Genomic DNA, 17531 nt, shown 5'->3' with positions numbered 1-17531 from the left:
TTTCAATAAGATGATAATTGAAGAAGACGGTGCGTTCGAAACGGCTTGCGATTTGGCGGATAACGCGAAAAAGCCCGCCCCGATTGTTTCGGGACGGGCTTTCGATCGCACTGGTATCAGCGGTTACTGCGTCAGGCGAACGGTCATCGCCGAGGCTTTTTCACCGATATATTTGAAAGCCTCGTTCAGCTGCTCCGCATTCTCGGCCTTGAAATAGTGCGCTTTCGTGGTCGCGCAGAAGTCGAGAAGCGCTTGGCCGCGCGCTGGTGCCATGAAGGCAACCGTGAAGACCTGGATCTTGTCTGCCCTAGCCTTCTCGCACCATTTTTTCGTTTCGGTGTCGGCCGAGGTGTAGTTGTTGTCGCCGTCGGTCATGAAGACGATATATTTCGTCGGAACCTGCTTGTTTTTAGCGAAGTGGGCGGCGTCCTCGACCATCTCCTTCTTACTGTTCACGAGGACCAGCTTTTCATAAGCGGTCTCGAAGGCATCACCGGAATCCGTGCCGCCGCTTGCCGACAGTGCCTTGACGTAACTGACAGCGCTGTCGGTGCCCCAGACCAGATCAGTCTGCTTCTGCATGGAGGCGTTGTAGGACACAGCTCCAGTTCTGACCAGTGCACCGGTCGGGTCGGCGGTTTTCAGATATCCGGTAAGGCTTTCCGTCGCTGTTTTCAGGGCCTCGATCTTGGTGATAAAGTTCGTTTCGGTCCCCGTGCACGTCTTTGAGACATACTTTCTGCCGCTGTAGTAGCTGCAGTCATAGGTATAGCTCTTCGTCGGCTTATCCTTGTTCACCGTCGCCGTATTTTCGGCCATGGAGCCGGAGCGGTCGAGGACCAGGAACATCGATAGTGCATTCTTCGTTTCCGATGAACTCAAGGATTTGCTGGCCGCGCTGATTTGGGCGGACTTCTGACCAAGAAGCCGGGTCAAAGGATTGAGTGGCAGGCTGTAATTGGACGATATATCGACGGTGTAGGTCTTGCTGTTGCCGACAGTGTTGGTCGCCGATTTTTCAACGATGTTGATCTTGGTGTTGTTCACAAACGCAGCGTCGAAAGCGGCAATCTCCTCAGGGCTCATGCCGGCGGTCAAGGAGCTTTTCGATTGCGACAGCTGCGACAGCATAAAATCCCTGGCGAGCTTGGTGGCGTTCGGGATGCTCATGCCTTCGTTGATGAGAGACGACGATGCGGCAAGGGCTGCGGTGTCCGTTGCTTCCTGCAACTGGTTTTTGGCCATCATCATACTCGCCATGTCGACGGCGACGCCGCCGGCGGCGAACAGGACCGGAATGATCAATGCTGCCGTCAGGGCGAAATTGCCGCCGCGGTCGCCGATGAAGGTTGAACAAGACTGCCGGAATTTCGATCGCTTTACCATTTTCCCCACTCGAAACAGACGTTGCCTTTTTTGGTGAAGCGACGTCTATCCCGTAAACATTACGATCCAGTTCAACTCATGGGTTGTAATTGAATACAATTCTAATTGTGCCGGAAATCCAGGCATTCCACCCGGTGTTGCGATGTGCGGAAACAAGACAGCCGGCTTTCCTGTTCCGGGTCACTGCAGCGGAATTACATCGACGGCCTGTTCGGTCTTATGCGATCCGTAGCTTTTCAGGACACCGATAACCGGCGCCACGTCGCTATAGTCGCGGCCATGGCCAACGACGATATGATCCAATCCGGCAAAAATATTGTTGGTCGGGTCAAGTTCGAGCCAGCCGGTCGTGGTTCCGCACCAGACGCGCACCCAGGCATGCATGGCATCGGCGCCTTCGAGACGTTCCTTGCCGGCAGGCGGGATGGTTCTGAGAAAGCCGCTGACGTAACCGATCGGGATGCCGAGGCTGCGCAGCGCCGTGATCATCACATGGGTGAAATCCTGGCAGACGCCGCGCTTCAGCTCGAACGCCTCGCGCGGAGTGGTATCGACCGTTGTCGCCTTCGGATCGTACGCGAAGTCCTTGTGGATTTCCGCGCAGACAGCTGTGGCGATCTGGCGGATGGTCATGCCGGGCTTGGCGATATCGCGGGCATAGGCGGAGATGGCTGCATCCTCGGGAAGGCGCGGGCTGGTGCCGAGGAAATGATGCGGCGAATTGGCGTCGAGCGACCAAACATTGGCGATCTCGGTGGGGAACCGGGTGAGGTCGGGCGAAAAATCGGCGGCAAGCGCCTGCTGTTCAAGCTGGACCCGGGCCTGCATGCGGATCACCAGTTTTTCGTGCTGCTTGCGAAACAGGATCGAGGTCGAGGGATTGGCGAAGAAATCGACGCTGTCGCGCCGTTCCTCCGGTGCCGGCGTGCAGGTGACGGTGCCGGCAACGAGGCGCTGGCGGTCGGGAAGCGACAAGGGCAGGACGCGCACGACATGCCGGCCGCCGGAAACCGGAACTTCGTAGGTATAGGTGATCCGCAGATTGATGTCGTAGAGCATGGGTTCCCAAATCCGGCGCGGTGCTGCGTTCGTCGTATCTTATCCGAGATAGGTTTGCGCGAGGATGTCGGAGAAGCGGCCGAGTTCCTGTTCGAGATTGTCGTAGACCTCGGAATTCATCGCTTCCGGGGTCATGACGGCAAGGCCGGCGTGGAGCTTCATGGCCTCGCGGTAGAAGGGCGACATCTGGCCGTTGACGAAGGCGTTCGGCAGTTGCTCGACCTCCGTCTTGATCTCGTTCAGCTGGTAGAGGATCGAGCGCGGGTTGAGCGGATCGAGCGCCAGGAGGTCGGTGACGGTGAGGGCTGCGGTGTTGACGTTGTAGCGGCGGCGGTGGGTCATGACGCTGTCGCCGATTTCAAGCAGCATGTCATAGGCGCCATCGGGTGCATCCTCGCCGGACATATGGCCGAGCAGCCTGGTCATGTGCAGCCCGCGCTCAAGATAGCGGCCGATCGACAGAAAGCGCCAGCCGGTAAAACGGTACATGTTTTCATGCACCAGACCGGCAAAGCCCGCGAGCTTGCGCAGGAGCACGGTCATTGCATGGGTGGCGTCGTCGCCGGCCTGGACCGTCGACTGGAATTTGCGGGCGGTCTTGGCAAGATCGTTCAGCGCCAGCCAGCCATCGGCGGAGAAACGGTCGCGGATATTGCTGGCGGAAAACAGGGCGCTGTTGAGGTTGGCCATCAGGCTGTCGGGGACCGGCTGCTTGGTGTCGATATCGAGCACGGCCAGATAGTCGGTGATGTCCTTCAACAGCGGCATTTCGGTATTGGCGGTTTCGGCATAACGGCCATGCCAGGCGCGCAGGATGCGCAGCGCGCCTTCGGCCCGCTCGATATAGCGGCCGAGCCAGAAGAGATTATCGGCCGCCCGGCTCGGCAGGCTGCCGGGCATGATGCGGATGAAACTTTCCTCGGCCGGCAGAAGCGTCGTGTGTTCCACAGGCTTCTGGCTGACGATCCAGACGTCGGCGGCCGAACCGCCCGCCTGCATGGCGATGGCGGCGGCATCGGCACCGGAGCCGATGCGGGCAAAGCCGCCCGGCATGACCTGCCAGCCATCGCGGGTGCGGGCGACATAGACGCGCAGGCTCATCGGCCGCGGTGTCAGCTTGCCGTTGATCCAGGCGGGTGTGGTGGAAAGGGTGACGACCTCCTGGCCGACAAGTTTCGGGCCATCCGTCTGCAGCCAGTCGGTGACCGACACCTTCGCCGTATCGCGCAGCGACGAGCCGAGAACGGACTGGCCATTGTCGTCGAAGAAGGGGCGGGTGGAATAGGCCGGGCCGATCACCATTTTCTCGATATTGCCGGCCACCTGATCGCGTTCCGGCTGCTGGCCGCACCACCAGGTGGCGATGCTCGGCAGGATCGGATCTTCGCCAAGCAGGTGGCGGCAGATGGTCGGCATGAAGGCGAGGAAGGCGCGGGTTTCGAGTATACCGGAGCCGAGCGAATTGACGATCGACACCGAGCCGGAGCGTAGCGCCTCGACGATGCCCGGCGTGCCGATATGCGAGCTCTGGTTCAATTCCAGCGGATCGGCAAAGGCGGCATCGAGGCGGCGCCAGAGCACGCCGACGGGCTTCAAGCCGGCCACGGTGCGGACCATGACGCGGCCGTCGATAACGGTCAGATCTTCGCCTTCGAGCAGCATGAAGCCGAGATAGCGGGCGATATAGGCGTGCTCGAAATAAGTTTCGTTGGCAACGCCGGGGGTCAGAACGGCGATGCGGTCGTCCGGATGTTTCTTGCGCGATTGCAGTTCGTCGCGGAAAGCGCCGAAGAAGCCGGCCAGGCGATGGACATGGGTTTCGGCGTAGAGATCGGAGAAGGCGCGGGTGGTGGCGACGCGGTTTTCCAGCGCGAAGCCGGCACCCGACGGCGCCTCGGTGCGGTCCGACAGCACCCACCAGTTGCCATCCGGACCGCGGCCGATCTCGAACGAACAGAAATGCAGGAAATGGCCATCGGCCGGAAGCACGCCGACCATCGGACGCAGGAATTCCGGGTTGGAGGCGACCAGCGACGGTGGCAGAAAACCTTCGGCCACCAGCCGGTTCGGGCCGTAGATATCGGCGGCCATGCGCTCCAGCAATTCGGCGCGCTGGATGAGGCCTTTGGAGACCGCCTGCCACTCCACGTCGTCGATCAGAACCGGAACGTGGGAAAGCGGCCAGCTACGCTCAGAATTCTCCTTGGTGCCATAGGCGCGGTAGAATACGCCGGCATCGCGCAGATAGCGATCGGCGCGGGCGAAACGGTTGGAGAGCTCGGTCTCGTCCATGCGGCCGATGGAGGCGAGAAAATGCTGCCAGACCGGCCGGACATTGCCCTGCGTATCGAGCATTTCATCGGCGATGCCGGGCAGGGCGCGATAGCCGAAGACCGGATCGTTGCCGATCCGGTCTTCGCTCAGTGTCGCGTGGGCCGTCTGCTTCTTTGACATCAAAGTCCTACACGCCTGCCGGACGCCGCAAATCGAGCGTCAGGGGAAATTCTGCCGATGGGGCTTCCGGCGCCAGCGCATAAGCGCCGGCCGTATGGCCCCAGGGTTCGAAACGGGCCAGCCTGCGGGCTTCCGCTTCGTTGCCGTTCACCGGAAAGGTGTCGTAACTGCGCCCGCCCGGATGGGCAACATGATAGATGCAGCCGCCGATCGAACGCTTCGACCATGTATCATAAATGTCGAATGTAAGCGGCGTGTTAACCGGCAGATTGGGATGCAAACCCGACACCGGCTGCCAGGCCTTGTAGCGGACACCGGCAACGGAAACTCCATTGAAGCCGGTCTTGGTCAGCGGCAGGGCACGGCCGTTGCAGGCAACGGTGTAGCGTTCGGGATTGGCCGTCTCCAGCTTCACCTGCAGGCGCTCGACGGAGCTGTCGACATAACGCACGGTGCCGCCGGGCGCGCCTTCCTCGCCCATCACATGCCAGGGTTCCAGCGCCTGGCGCAGTTCGAGCTTGGCACCTTCATATTCGACTTCGCCGCAGAACGGGAACCGGAACTCGAGCTGGGCCTCGAACCATTCCGGCCGGATATTGAAGCCGTTGGCCCCGAGATCATTGAGGATGTCGAGGAAGTCCTGCCAGACATAGTGCGGCAGCATGAAGCGGTCGTGCAGGGTGGTGCCCCAGCGCACCAGCTTGCCCTCGGCCGGGTTCTGCCAGTAGCGGGCGATCAACGCCCGCACCAGCAGCTGCTGGGCAAGGCTCATGCGGGCATTCGGCGGCATTTCGAAGCCGCGGAACTCGACCAGGCCCAGCCGCCCCGTCGGGCCATCCGGCGAAAACATCTTGTCGATGCAGATTTCAGCACGATGGGTGTTGCCGGTGACGTCGGTCAGGAGATTGCGGAACAGGCGATCGACCATCCACGGCAGAGGGGTCTGCGCCATGCCGGGTACAGGCACCTGCGCCATGGCGATTTCGAGCTCGTACAGCGTGTCGTGCCGGGCCTCGTCGACACGCGGCGCCTGGCTGGTCGGGCCGATGAACATGCCGGAAAACAGATAGGACATCGCCGGATGGCGCTGCCAGTGCAGGATCAGGCTCTTCAGCAGGTCCGGCCGGCGCAGGAACGGGCTGTTGTTGGGATTGTTGCCGCCGACCACGACATGGTTGCCGCCGCCGGTGCCGGTGTGGCGGCCGTCGATCATGAACTTGTCGGCGCCAAGGCGGGTAAGCCGGGCTTCCTCATAGATCGCCGTGGTGATGGCGACGCAATCGGCCCAGTTGGAGGCCGGGTGAATATTGACCTCGATGACGCCGGGATCGGGTGCGACCCGCATGACGTTGATGCGCTCGTCCTGCGGCGGCGAGTAGCCCTCGATATGGATCGGCAGGCCAAGATCAGACGCGGCTTTTTCAGCGGCGGCGATCAGTTCCAGATAATCCTCGATGCGCTCGACCGGCGGCATGAAGACGCAGAGACGCCCATCGCGCGGCTCGACGCTCATGGCGGTGCGCACAGCACCGCGGATATCGGCATTCGCCGCTTCCAGCACCTGCTCGATGCGCTTCTGGCGGGCGTCGGTGGCCGCCTTGCGGGAGGCCTCGGCCAAGGCTCTGGCCGGCGTTCCGTAATCCGGAAGAGGCTGGCGGTCGATCGACGGGTCTTCCGGGTGGATATAGGGATATTCCGACGGCGGCACGTAAGGCAGCGTGCCGAGCGGCATGCGGAAGCCGATCGGCGAATCGCCCGGCATCAGGAAGATCTTGCCGCGGCGGGTGCGCCATTTCTCGGAGATCCATTTCTGGCCCTCGGCCTTGGAATTCCACGCCTGGACGGGAAGAATGTAGCCGGTCGGCGTCGTCAGGCCGCGCTCGAACACCTTGGCGATGCGGGCGCGTTCCTCCGGGCTTTCCAGCTTTGAATTTTCCGGATCGACATTTTCCGGCAGGCTGCCTTCCTTGATGATCCATTCGGCGGGATCCTCGAAGGCGGGGATGATCATCTCCGGTTCGATCTCAAGCTCGGCGGCGATGCCGGTGAGAAGCGCTGCTGCCTCCTTGTCGGTGACCTTGGTATCCTGGCCCTCGGCAGCGATCAGATCGGGATTGTGCCAGATCGGCAATCCGTCCTTGCGCCAGTAGAGCGAGAAGGTCCAGCGCGGCAGGCTTTCGCCGGGATACCACTTGCCCTGGCCGTAATGCAGGAAGCCGCCGGGAGCGAAGCGTTCGCGCAGGCGGCGGATCAGCTCGTCGGCCTTGTCGCGCTTGGTCGGGCCGACGGCGCCGGTGTTCCATTCTTCCGATTCGAAATCGTCGATGGAAACGAAGGTCGGCTCGCCGCCCATGGTCAGGCGGACGTCGCTGCCGTTCAGCACCTTGTCGACATGCTCGCCGAGCGCATTCAGCGCCTGCCAGCTTTCCTCGGAAAACGGCTTGGTGATGCGCGGATGCTCAGCCACGCGGCTGACGGTCATGGCGAAATCGAAGGTGGTGTTGGCGTCGCCATAGAGACCGCCGGAAATCGGCGCGGCGTTGCGGTAATGCGGCGTGGCCGCCAGCGGGATGTGACTTTCGCCGGTCAGAAGGCCGGATGTCGGGTCAAGTCCGACCCAGCCGGCGCCAGGAATATAGACTTCGCACCAGGCATGCAGATCAGTGAAATCCACCTCGGTGCCGGACGGGCCGTCGAGCGCTTTCAGATCCGGGGCAAGCTGGATGAGGTAGCCGGAGACGAAGCGGGCGGCCAGCCCGAGATTGCGCAGAATTTGCACCAAGAGCCAGCTGGAATCGCGGCAGGAACCAAGCGCCAGCAGCAGGGTCTCTTCCGGTGTCTGGACGCCGGGTTCCATGCGGATGATATAGTTGACCTTCTGCTGCAGGCGGGCGTTCAGGCCGACGATGAAGTCGATGGTGCGCATCGGCGTCAGGTCGATGCCGTTGATATAGGCTTCCAGCGCCGGGCTCATCGGCTCCGGCTGCATGTAGATCTTCAGGTCGTCGCGGATATCTTCGGGATAGGTGAAGGGGAAAGTCTCGGCCTCTTCCTCGATGAAGAAGTCGAAGGGATTGTAGACCGTCATGTCGGCGACGAGATCGACCTCGATCTTGAACTCGGTGACGGGGTCGGGGAAGACATAGCGGGAGAGGTAGTTGCCGTAGGGATCCTGCTGCAGCGTGACGAAGTGATTTTCCGGCGTGACCTTGAGCGAGTGGCTGATCACCTTGGTCTTGGAATGGGCCGCCGGCTTCAGCCGGATGATCTGGGGACCGAGCCGGACCGGCTTGTCATACTTGTAATGTGTGAGGTGATAGATGCTTGCTTTGATCGCCATGCAGATTTTTATCCCCTTGATGACGGGTCTATGCCGCCATTGCGGGGATTTTGTGCAATGCGAAGAGAGATTGCAAGGCGCAATTCCCGCCGGACGGATTCATTTCCCAAGGGCAAGACGAAGCAGGCGCCTGACGGGCGCTATTCCTGCGGCTCGATATTCTGATTGAGGCGGAACAGGTTGGCGGGATCGAGACGGGCCTTCAACCGTGCGAGGCGCCGGTATTTTTCATCGCCATAGGCATCTCGGGCGATGCTCAAGCCGGTGTCGCTCTGTTCGTTGACATAGTTGCCGGTGATTGACGCATCGGACAGCAACCGGCCGGTCGCGCGGCCCCAGGCAATGCATCTGTCGTCGTCGGCGATATCGTCCCAGATGGGCTCGGACAGCCAATAATAGCCTGCTTCCCGTCCGGTATAGGCGGCTGCCTCATCCGGCACGTCACGGATGGCGCCCCCCAGCTGCATGGCATAGATCTCGCAATCCGGCGTCGGTGCACGAGCGATTGCGTCGATGAGATGCACAATCGCCTGGTCACTGATATCGGACCAGAAGCCACCCTTGGCATAGTAACGGCGCGACCACGCGAAAGCCACGTCATTGCGGCTTTGCAAGGTGAGATAGGACAGGTTTTCAAGCCCGCCGCTGGCGCCGTCCGCCAAGGCTCCGAAAGGCAACAGTGCAGCGGTGGCAAGGCCGGCATCGCCGAACCAGACGGCTGTGACGTGGATGCCAGATTGGGATGCGGTGAAGGAAACGGCAAAATCGCGGGATTGTTGACGCGCCCGATCGCGCAATACAGACAGGACCTTCTGGGCCTGCTCGATCGGGTAGATCCATTGGCCGGCGACGATGCCGCTGAACGCATGCAACTGGAACCTGAAACGGGTGACGACGCCGAAATTTCCGCCGCCACCGCGAATAGCCCAGAACAGCTCGGGGTTCCAAGTTGGGCTCGTCCAGGTGATATCTCCGGTGGCAAGCACGATCTCGGCACCCAGCAGGCTGTCGATCGTCAGCCCATATTTCCGGCTTGCCCAGCCCATGCCGCCGCCCAGTGTCAGGCCAGCGATCCCCGTGTGGGAAATCACGCCTGCCGGGACGATATAGTCTCTCGGAACCGTTGCGCGATCGAGATCGCCAAGCAAAGCGCCGCCGCCGACATCGACGGTTTGGGCGATGTTGTCGATGACGACGGAATGGATCAGAGACAGGTCGAGCACCAGGCCGTCATTGCAGGTGGAGAAGCCGGGCAGGCTGTGGCCGCCGCCGCGCACAGCGAGCAAGGCGCCGGACGAGGCCGCCGCACGCACGGCTTTTTGAACATCCTCGACCTCCTGCGGCCGCACGATCGCGAGAGGCAGCCGATCGGCGATGCCGTTCCAGACCCGGCGATAGTGATCGTATTCCGGATGACCGGCCATGATCACCGGGCAGTGAAGATCTGCAGCGGTCAGCGCGTCTAGCAGCGAATTGGACATGATGCTTGCCCCCGACTGGTGGCGACATCTACCATATTTTAGCGAGTGCAGAAATGCCCTGTTTGGAGGCAATGCATCTGCCGCGCGAGCGCGCGACGCACGCCGTCAGCTGAGCTCCTGGGCGATCTCCCAGACATGGCCGGAAGGATCGGCGAAGGCTGCGGTGCGGCGTCCCCAGGGGCGATCGACCGGACCGTTGAGCAGCGTCACACCGCGCCGCTGCAGCTCGGCGCAGGCGCCGTCGGTGTCATCCACCTTGATCGTCAGGAGGACGCGCGAGCCTGACGATGACTTGGCGACGATTGACGGTGCGACCAGCTCCGGTGCTTCCGTTGATTTCAGCAGGTTGACCATGGTGCCCGCGAATTTCAGCACAGCGGATACCGCGTCCTGGTAGACGATTTCGGCCGCAAAGGCCGTTTGGTAGAACGACCTTGCTTCGTCGATGTCATCGACAAACAAGGTGATGACCTCGATCGCGTCAAGCTTCATGGGGGCTCCGGAGTGGCTGGCGGCAAGGCCCCGGCGGTTTTACGCCGGGGCCTTGCCGTGGGGAGACGGATTTACCGTTTCATTGCCACAAGATTGAAATAGGCGCCTTGAGGATCGACGCAATTGACCACCCAGGCGCCGCCGGGAACTTCCATCGGGCCGTTGACGACTTTGCCACCCTTGGCGGTTGACCGTGCGATGGCGGCATCGAGGGCTTCGACGTTGAAGTAGAACCCCCAATAGGGCGGCGCAGGGATCGTCTCCGGCTTTTTCATCATGCCGCCGATCTGGGCGCCATCGTGGGAGAAGAGCTGGTAGACGCCCATGTCGCCCATATCCAGACCCTCGTCCTTCTTCCAGCCGAACATTTCCTGATAGAAGGGCAGGTCGGTGGCGAGATCACCGGCCATCAGTTCGTGCCAGCCGATGCTGCCGGGGTCCATCTGCTTGATATCCGGCATGTCGCCATCATCGGTGCCGAACAGGGCAAAGACAGCGCCGTGCGGGTCGGCGACGACGGCGAAGCGGCCAACGCCCGGAATATCGTCCGGCTGACGGTGGACGGTGCCGCCGAGCTTGGCAAGCTTCTTGGCTGCGGCATCGACGTCATCGACGCCGACATAGCCGAGCCAGGCCGGCGGAATGTTCATCGTAAGGGCACTTTCCGGCATGGTCATCAGTCCGGCAACGCGCAGGCCGTTGGTCTTGAACAGCGTGTAGTTCGCATCCGGCATGCCGGAATCGGCCGAGGTCCAGCCGACAACATCATCGTAGAAAGCTTCGGCAGCCTTGGTATCGGTGGTCATCAGTTCGTACCAGACGAACGCGCCGTGCGGCTTTTTCATAACAATCCTCCTCTTTGATGTTGATGGCCATCCGGCCGGAAAATAGGGTGGTTGCAATGTTCAAATGCGGTGATGCTCGCAGGACATGACCGGTTTCCACGTGAGTTGCAGGCGGCGGTGGCCGTCTACAAGGACTGCCTCGATCGCGAAAAACGTTCGATCTGCGTCTTCTTCAGCATGCCGGACGCAAAACCGCTGCGCAGTCTTGCTGGAAACGTTTCAAGCGTGATTGCCGGTCGGTCATGTCAGGCGCAGCAGGACTGCGCCTTAGGCTCGGTGTCATATTCGTCATGACGCTTCACGAAGCTGAGGGTTCCGGTCTCGTTGCGGCCCTTTGGTGCGCGGTCGAGGATCATCAGGGTGGTGAGGATCTCCTCGCCGCCGCGGGCGTAGTCGGAATAGGTGTGGTAGACATTGCCGGCCTCGTCGCGAATGAAGGCGCTCATGCCGGGCAGTTCGTCATTGGCGTCGTCGCCGGAGATCTCGCGGAAATTATAAAAGACCTTGCCGCTTTCCAGCTCCTCCTTGGTGAAAGAGACATGGTAGTCGAAATTGAAGTCGCTACTGACGGACGAGACCCAGGGGAATTTCCAGCCCATGCGCGTCTTGTAGGCTTCGATCTTGTCAAGCGGGGCGCGGGAGACCGTCACATAGGTGACGTCGTGATTGTTGAGATGGGCAAGCGTGCCGTCGATATGATCGGACAGGAAAGAGCAGCCCGGGCAGCCGGCCTCCCAGTCGGGGCCGAACATGAAATGGTAGATCATCAGCTGGCTGCGGCCGTCGAACAGGTCGGCCAACGTCTTTTTGCCGGCGGGCGTGTCGAATGTGTAGGTCTTGTCGATCTTGACCCACGGCATGTTCTGCCGGCCGGCGCGGATCTTGTCGCGCAGTTTCGTCTCTTCCTTCTCGGTGGCGAGCAGCGCCCTGCGCGCCTCAAGCCATTCGTCGCGGGATACAACCGGATTGCTCAACATCGTTCATTCCTCCTCAGAAAATCGCGTTTCGTTCCGCTTGACTGAATAGGTTGATATCAACATTATGTAAGCATGTCAAAGCCCATCGTGATTCCCTTTCAGACCACCCTTCATGTCCGCGACACATGCCTGTGCCTTCATGTGCAGCGCGCGGCGCGGGCGTTGGCGCGCAAATTCGATGACGCTTTGCGGCCGCTCGATCTGACCAACGGCCAGTTTTCCCTGCTGATGTCGCTCAATCGGCCGGACCCACCGGGCATGGGGCCGGTTGCCCGTCTTCTGGCGATGGACCGCACCACTCTGACGGCCGCGTTGAAACCGCTGGAGAAACGCGGGCTGGTGGTGACCGTGGCCGATGACAAGGACCGACGCTTGCGGCGAATGAAGCTGACGCCTTCAGGCCATGCGTTGTTGTCGATGGCGGTGCCGATCTGGAAAAGCACGCATGCCGATGTCGATGACGCGCTGGGCGAGGGGCGGCCGGACCGCTTGCGCTCCGACCTTCTGGCGCTTGCCTGAGCATCCATTGCTGTCCGCTCAACGAGCGGACAACCCCATCAACAATGAGGAGACTGTTCATGAGGATGATTTTCGTAAACCTGCCGGTCAAGGACATTTCGCGGTCGAAGGCATTCTTCGCCGGGCTGGGATTCGGCTTCAATCCGGATTTCTCCAGCGACGATACGCTGTGCATGATCGTCGAGGAAAACATCTTCGTCATGCTGATGCACGAGACGCGCTTCAAGGAATTCATCATCGACGAGATCAGCGACACCAGCAAGGTGACGGAAGTGCTGACGGCGCTCTCGGCCGGAAGCCGTGAGGAGGTGGACGAGACCTTGGCCAAGGCCCTGTCGCTCGGCGGCAAGGCATGGCGGCCGGTGATGGACTATGGCTTCATGTATGGCTGCAGTTTTCAGGATCCGGACGGTCATGTCTGGGAGCTGGCCTATATGGAGCCGCAGGCGGCGGGTTGATGGGGAGGGTGTCTTCGATTGCCTCTGCGTGTCCTCGATTGTTCTGCGGCAGAAAATTCTCCTCCGTCGTCCTCGGGCTCGCCCCGGGGGGCCAGTGTGCCATGTCTACGGCGCCCAAGACTCTTTAGGTTGCGATTGAAGGAGTCTCCTCACGGCGCGGACGCGCCGTGGCTGGGTCCCCGCCACAAGGGCGAGGATGACGGAGGATGAGGTTGGCCAAAGTCCATAACCGATCCTTTATGCCCCATCTCATTTTGTGAAAACGCATTCCCGATCCCACAATTCCTGCCACAAAACGCTGACATGACGGGGCAGGCATCGCGATATGCGTCCCCCGACGACAAAGAACATGGTGAAACATGACCCAGAACGTCTACGACAATCCCGAATTCTTCGAAGGCTATAGCCAGCTTGGCCGGTCGGTGGAGGGGCTGGACGGGGCGGCGGAATGGGCGTCGATCCGGGCGCTGCTGCCCGATCTGAACGGCCGGCAGGTTGTCGATCTCGGCTGTGGCTTTGGATGGTTCTGCCGGTTTGCGTGGGAGGAAGGTGCGGCAACCGTGCTCGGTTTCGATGTTTCGGAGAACATGCTGGCGCGGGCGCGGGCAACGTCCGATCCGGCGATCGTCTATGAAAAGGCCGATCTTGAGGTGCTGGAATTGCCGGAAGCATCCTTCGACCTCGTCTACAGTTCGCTCGCCTTCCACTATATCAGCGACCTTGAGGCGCTTCTGGCGCGCGTCCATGCGGCGCTGGTGAACGGCGGCCAGCTGGTGTTTTCGATCGAGCATCCGATCTACATGGCACCTGCCCATCCCGGCTGGTCGAAGGATGTCGACGGTCGTGCGACATGGCCGGTCAACGGCTATCTCGATGAAGGTCCGCGCACGACGGATTGGCTGGCCAAGGGCGTCGTCAAGCAGCACCGGACTTTGGGAACGCTGATCAACATCCTGATCGGCCTCGGGTTTACCTTGCAACATGTCGAGGAATGGGGGCCGTCGCTGGAGCAGGTTCTCGCCCATCCGGAATGGGCGGAGGAGCGCGAGCGGCCGATGTTCCTTCTGGTTTCTGCGCGGAAGTAGCGGCGCGCGCCCGTTCTCTCACGGGAAAGTGCTATTCCGCCCATTCCGTATCGGCCGTAAAGGCGATGGTCAGCCAGCGGTTGGGGCCTTCGCTGCCGATGCGGGCGCCGATGTCATCGCGCAACTGGTCCCACTCTTCGATCGTGCGGGCGGGCATGCCGGGCGGCACGATGAAATAGAGCTCCACCTGCATCAGGCGACCGATACGGGCGACATAGGCGCGATGGGACAGGAAAGCCTGTTCCTGGACCACCTCCTCAGCCACTTCATCGATCCTTGCCCGCAACGGCATTGGCGTCATCAGCAGAATATCCGACAGCGCCTGGCGCACGGTGCCGACCGGCATCGGGATGATGACGACCGAGACCAGCGCCAGAACGGCCGGATCGATATAGGGTGCGATCCACGCAAGCGACGTGCCTTCCACGACAAAGCCGCCGATGAAGGCGATCAGCAAGGCAGCGGTGATGCCGGCGGACATGATCCATGCGGTGGCATCCAACGTCAGAAACTCGGAGCGGATGGTGGCGTTTTTCTTCCGGACGACGATCGCCATGGTCAGGCACGCCACGAGCGCTATAGCGGCGTAGAGGATCGCATAGTCGAATTCGAGCGTATGGCCACCGGAGAGGATGCTGATGATCGCGTTGATCAGGGCGTAAACGGCGACGCTCATCAACAGGATGCCGTTCAGCCCGAGTACGATCGGCTCGAGATGCCAGAAGCCGAGGGAAAACCGTGCTCGCAGCTTGCCCCTGCCGCGGCTCGGATCGGTATCGCTGGCAATCAGCTTGGCAACCACCAAAGCCAGCGTGCTCATGCTGGCATCGGCCAGGGAATAGACCCCGTCGAAGGCGATCGAGAAAGAGCCGGTGACGATGCCGAAGAGAATACCGGAACAGGCGATCAGGATGGTCACGCCGATGGAGATTTTCAGGACGGTCTGTTCGGCTTGCATGGGTTTGCTCGGAGTGTGGTGGGCTTTGGGACGGACTTATGGGGATTGTGGGCGCGTTTCGCGGATTTGACTATATCGCAATGACGGCCGAATGGCGGCTTGGCAAAGAACTGCAACCATGTGCCGGCTTGCAGCGCATCGCCTAACCCAGAAGAGTCTTTGCGGCGGAAAAAGAAACACCCCTGAATCCGTTGGGATTCAGGGGTGCGCTAGGAGTTGATGAAGGCGCGTCGCCCGTTTTAGCCGAGGTCACCCAGATCGCGGACTGCGCCGCGGTCGGCCGAGGTGGCGAAGGCGGCGTAGGCTTTCAGCGCCGTGGTGACCTTGCGCTTGCGCAGTTCGACCGGCTTCCAGCCCTTGGCGTCCTGCTCGGCGCTGCGAGCGGCGATTTCCGCTTCACTGACGCGCAGCGAGATCGTCCGGTTGGGGATGTCGATGTCGATCATGTCGCCTTCGCGCACGATGCCGATCAGGCCGCCATTTGCAGCTTCCGGCGAGACGTGGCCGATCGAAAGGCCCGACGTGCCGCCGGAGAAGCGGCCGTCGGTGATCAGTGCGCAGGCCTTGCCGAGGCCCTTCGATTTCAGGTAGCTGGTCGGATAGAGCATTTCCTGCATGCCCGGGCCACCCTTCGGGCCTTCATAACGGATGACGACGACGTCGCCGGCCTTGATCTCGTTGGAAAGGATCGCCTTGACCGACGAATCCTGGCTTTCGAAGACGCGGGCGGGTCCGGAGAATTTCAATATCGATTCGTCCACGCCGGCCGTCTTCACGATGCAGCCGTTGGGGGCGATATTGCCCTTCAGGACAGCGAGACCGCCATCCTTGGAGAACGGATGCTGGGCATCGCGGATGACGCCCTTTTCGCGGTCGAGATCGAGTTCCTTCCAGCGGGCGCTCTGGCTGAAGGCAACCTGCGTCGGGACGCCGCCGGGAGCGGCGCTGAACAGTTCGAGCGCAGCCGGATTGTCGGTGACGGAAATATCCCATTGCGACAGCGCGTCGCCGAGCGTCTTGGCATGGACGGTCGGCAGGCCGGCGTTCAGCAGGCCGGCACGGTTGAGCTCGCCGAGGATGGCCATGATGCCGCCGGCGCGGTGCACGTCTTCCATATGCACGTCTGCCTTGGCCGGTGCGACCTTGGAGAGGCACGGAACCTTGCGCGACAGGCGGTCGATGTCGTCCAGATTGAAATCGATTTCGCCTTCATGGGCGGCAGCCAGGATGTGCAGCACGGTATTGGTCGAGCCGCCCATGGCGATATCCAGTGCCATGGCATTCTCGAAGGCACCCTTCGAGGCGATGGTGCGTGGCAGCGCGGTTTCGTCGTCCTGCTCGTAGTAGCGCTTGGCGAGACCGACAATGCGGCGGCCGGCTTCCAGGAACAGCTTTTCACGGTCGGAATGGGTGGCCAGCGTCGAGCCGTTGCCGGGCAGGGACAGGCCAAGCGCCTCGGTCAGACAGTTCATCGAATTGGCGGTGAACATGCCGGAGCAGGAGCCGCAGGTCGGGCAGGCCGAGCGTTCGATGGTCTGGACGTCCTCGTCCGACATATTTTCGTCGGCAGCGGCGACCATCGCATCGACCAGGTCGAGCGAATGAATCTTGCCGTCGGAGAGCAGCACCTTGCCTGCTTCCATCGGGCCGCCGGAGACGAAGATCGTGGGGATGTTGAGGCGCAGCGATGCCATCAGCATGCCGGGGGTAATCTTGTCACAGTTGGAAATGCAGACCATCGCATCGGCGCAGTGGGCGTTGACCATGTATTCGACGCTGTCGGCGATGATTTCGCGCGACGGCAGCGAATAGAGCATGCCGTCATGGCCCATGGCGATGCCGTCATCGACGGCGATGGTGTTGAATTCCTTGGCGACGCCGCCATGGGCTTCGATCTCGCGGGCAACCAGCTGGCCAAGGTCCTTGAGGTGCACATGGCCCGGCACGAACTGGGTGAACGAGTTGACCACCGCAATAATCGGCTTGCCGAAGTCGCTGTCCTTCATGCCCGTCGCGCGCCAGAGGCCGCGAGCGCCGGCCATGTTGCGGCCGTGGGTGGTGGTGCGGGAGCGATAGGCGGGCATGGACGTCTTCCTTGATCTTGTCTGGGTGAACGGCAGATATAGGGTTCAGGGACCACAATTTCAGCGGTTCCTAGCGCAAAACTGCGCCCACGTCACGAATTTCGTAACAATATTTCGTGTTTTTTGGACGCGAATGGTATCGCGGATCTCTCAGCAGTGCACGCTGAAATGGATTGCCTTGTGGCGGCATCGCCAGGAATTGCACGTTTGGCCCGATCTGTCGAATATGTTGCATGTAGCGCAGGGTTTCCTGCCCAACCGGTTGATTCCGAACAATAACGGTGTCTGCCTACCTTGTTTGGGGGATGCGTGGCGCAGCTTTTCAATCTTTATTGCCGCCGCTGGACACTTTGCAACCCAGCAATTTCATCACGTAAACCATTGTACAAATCT

Annotated in this window: 13 protein-coding genes; 3 read left to right on the top strand and 10 right to left on the bottom strand. The window is 61.2% G+C overall.

Annotated elements, in window-relative coordinates; genetic code table 11:
• Positions 1 to 123: 123 nt before the first annotated feature.
• From ACP7BS_RS16965 to ACP7BS_RS16930, 8 genes are all read right to left on the bottom strand, one after another.
• Positions 124 to 1386, bottom strand: coding sequence for a vWA domain-containing protein (locus tag ACP7BS_RS16965; protein ID WP_426239027.1), 1263 nt, complete (start codon positions 1384 to 1386; stop codon positions 124 to 126).
• A 180-nt stretch (positions 1387 to 1566) separates the two neighbouring features.
• Entirely contained in the window at positions 1567 to 2445 is an 879-nt protein-coding gene (locus ACP7BS_RS16960; RefSeq protein ID WP_426239026.1) for a transglutaminase family protein, read from the bottom strand.
• A 39-nt stretch (positions 2446 to 2484) separates the two neighbouring features.
• A complete protein-coding gene (locus ACP7BS_RS16955; RefSeq protein WP_426239025.1) occupies positions 2485 to 4899 on the bottom strand; it encodes a circularly permuted type 2 ATP-grasp protein in 2415 nt (804 codons plus the stop codon).
• A gap of 7 nt (positions 4900 to 4906) precedes the next feature.
• The gene (locus ACP7BS_RS16950) at positions 4907 to 8239 is read right to left on the bottom strand and encodes a DUF2126 domain-containing protein (protein ID WP_426239024.1); all 3333 of its coding nucleotides are present in this window, start codon (positions 8237 to 8239) and stop codon (positions 4907 to 4909) included.
• A gap of 140 nt (positions 8240 to 8379) precedes the next feature.
• Positions 8380 to 9720, bottom strand: a complete 1341-nt coding sequence (locus ACP7BS_RS16945) for an FAD-binding oxidoreductase (RefSeq protein WP_426239023.1) — start codon at positions 9718 to 9720, stop codon at positions 8380 to 8382.
• 105 nt (positions 9721 to 9825) lie between these two features.
• Positions 9826 to 10212, bottom strand: a complete 387-nt coding sequence (locus ACP7BS_RS16940; RefSeq protein ID WP_426239022.1) for a VOC family protein — start codon at positions 10210 to 10212, stop codon at positions 9826 to 9828.
• A 71-nt stretch (positions 10213 to 10283) separates the two neighbouring features.
• Positions 10284 to 11057, bottom strand: a complete 774-nt coding sequence (locus ACP7BS_RS16935) for a VOC family protein (protein WP_426239021.1) — start codon at positions 11055 to 11057, stop codon at positions 10284 to 10286.
• Positions 11058 to 11302: 245 nt separating this feature from the next.
• Positions 11303 to 12031, bottom strand: coding sequence for a DUF899 domain-containing protein (locus ACP7BS_RS16930; protein ID WP_426239045.1), 729 nt, complete (start codon positions 12029 to 12031; stop codon positions 11303 to 11305).
• Between the two features lie 75 nt (positions 12032 to 12106).
• Here ACP7BS_RS16930 and ACP7BS_RS16925 point away from each other — a divergent pair, with 75 nt between their 5' ends.
• The 3 genes from ACP7BS_RS16925 to ACP7BS_RS16915 all read left to right on the top strand — a co-directional run bounded on the left by ACP7BS_RS16925 (position 12107) and on the right by ACP7BS_RS16915 (position 14096).
• Positions 12107 to 12553, top strand: coding sequence for a MarR family winged helix-turn-helix transcriptional regulator (locus ACP7BS_RS16925; RefSeq protein ID WP_426239020.1), 447 nt, complete (start codon positions 12107 to 12109; stop codon positions 12551 to 12553).
• Positions 12554 to 12612: 59 nt separating this feature from the next.
• Positions 12613 to 13011: a VOC family protein gene (locus tag ACP7BS_RS16920; protein WP_426239019.1), complete on the top strand. Its 399-nt coding sequence runs from the start codon at positions 12613 to 12615 to the stop codon at positions 13009 to 13011.
• 359 nt (positions 13012 to 13370) lie between these two features.
• The gene (locus ACP7BS_RS16915; protein WP_426239018.1) at positions 13371 to 14096 is read left to right on the top strand and encodes a methyltransferase domain-containing protein; all 726 of its coding nucleotides are present in this window, start codon (positions 13371 to 13373) and stop codon (positions 14094 to 14096) included.
• 31 nt (positions 14097 to 14127) lie between these two features.
• Here ACP7BS_RS16915 and ACP7BS_RS16910 read toward each other — a convergent pair whose 3' ends face one another.
• The gene (locus tag ACP7BS_RS16910; protein WP_426229744.1) at positions 14128 to 15054 is read right to left on the bottom strand and encodes a cation diffusion facilitator family transporter; all 927 of its coding nucleotides are present in this window, start codon (positions 15052 to 15054) and stop codon (positions 14128 to 14130) included.
• 239 nt (positions 15055 to 15293) lie between these two features.
• A complete protein-coding gene (gene ilvD, locus ACP7BS_RS16905) occupies positions 15294 to 17138 on the bottom strand; it encodes a dihydroxy-acid dehydratase (RefSeq protein ID WP_426239017.1) in 1845 nt (614 codons plus the stop codon).
• Positions 17139 to 17531: the final 393 nt, after the last annotated feature.

It is taken from the genome of Pararhizobium sp. DWP1-1-3, assembly GCF_049896125.1.
Lineage (GTDB): Bacteria > Pseudomonadota > Alphaproteobacteria > Rhizobiales > Rhizobiaceae > Pararhizobium.
The sequence above is the reverse complement of the archived record's forward strand: the minus strand, read 5'-3'. Positions and strand labels throughout refer to the sequence as shown.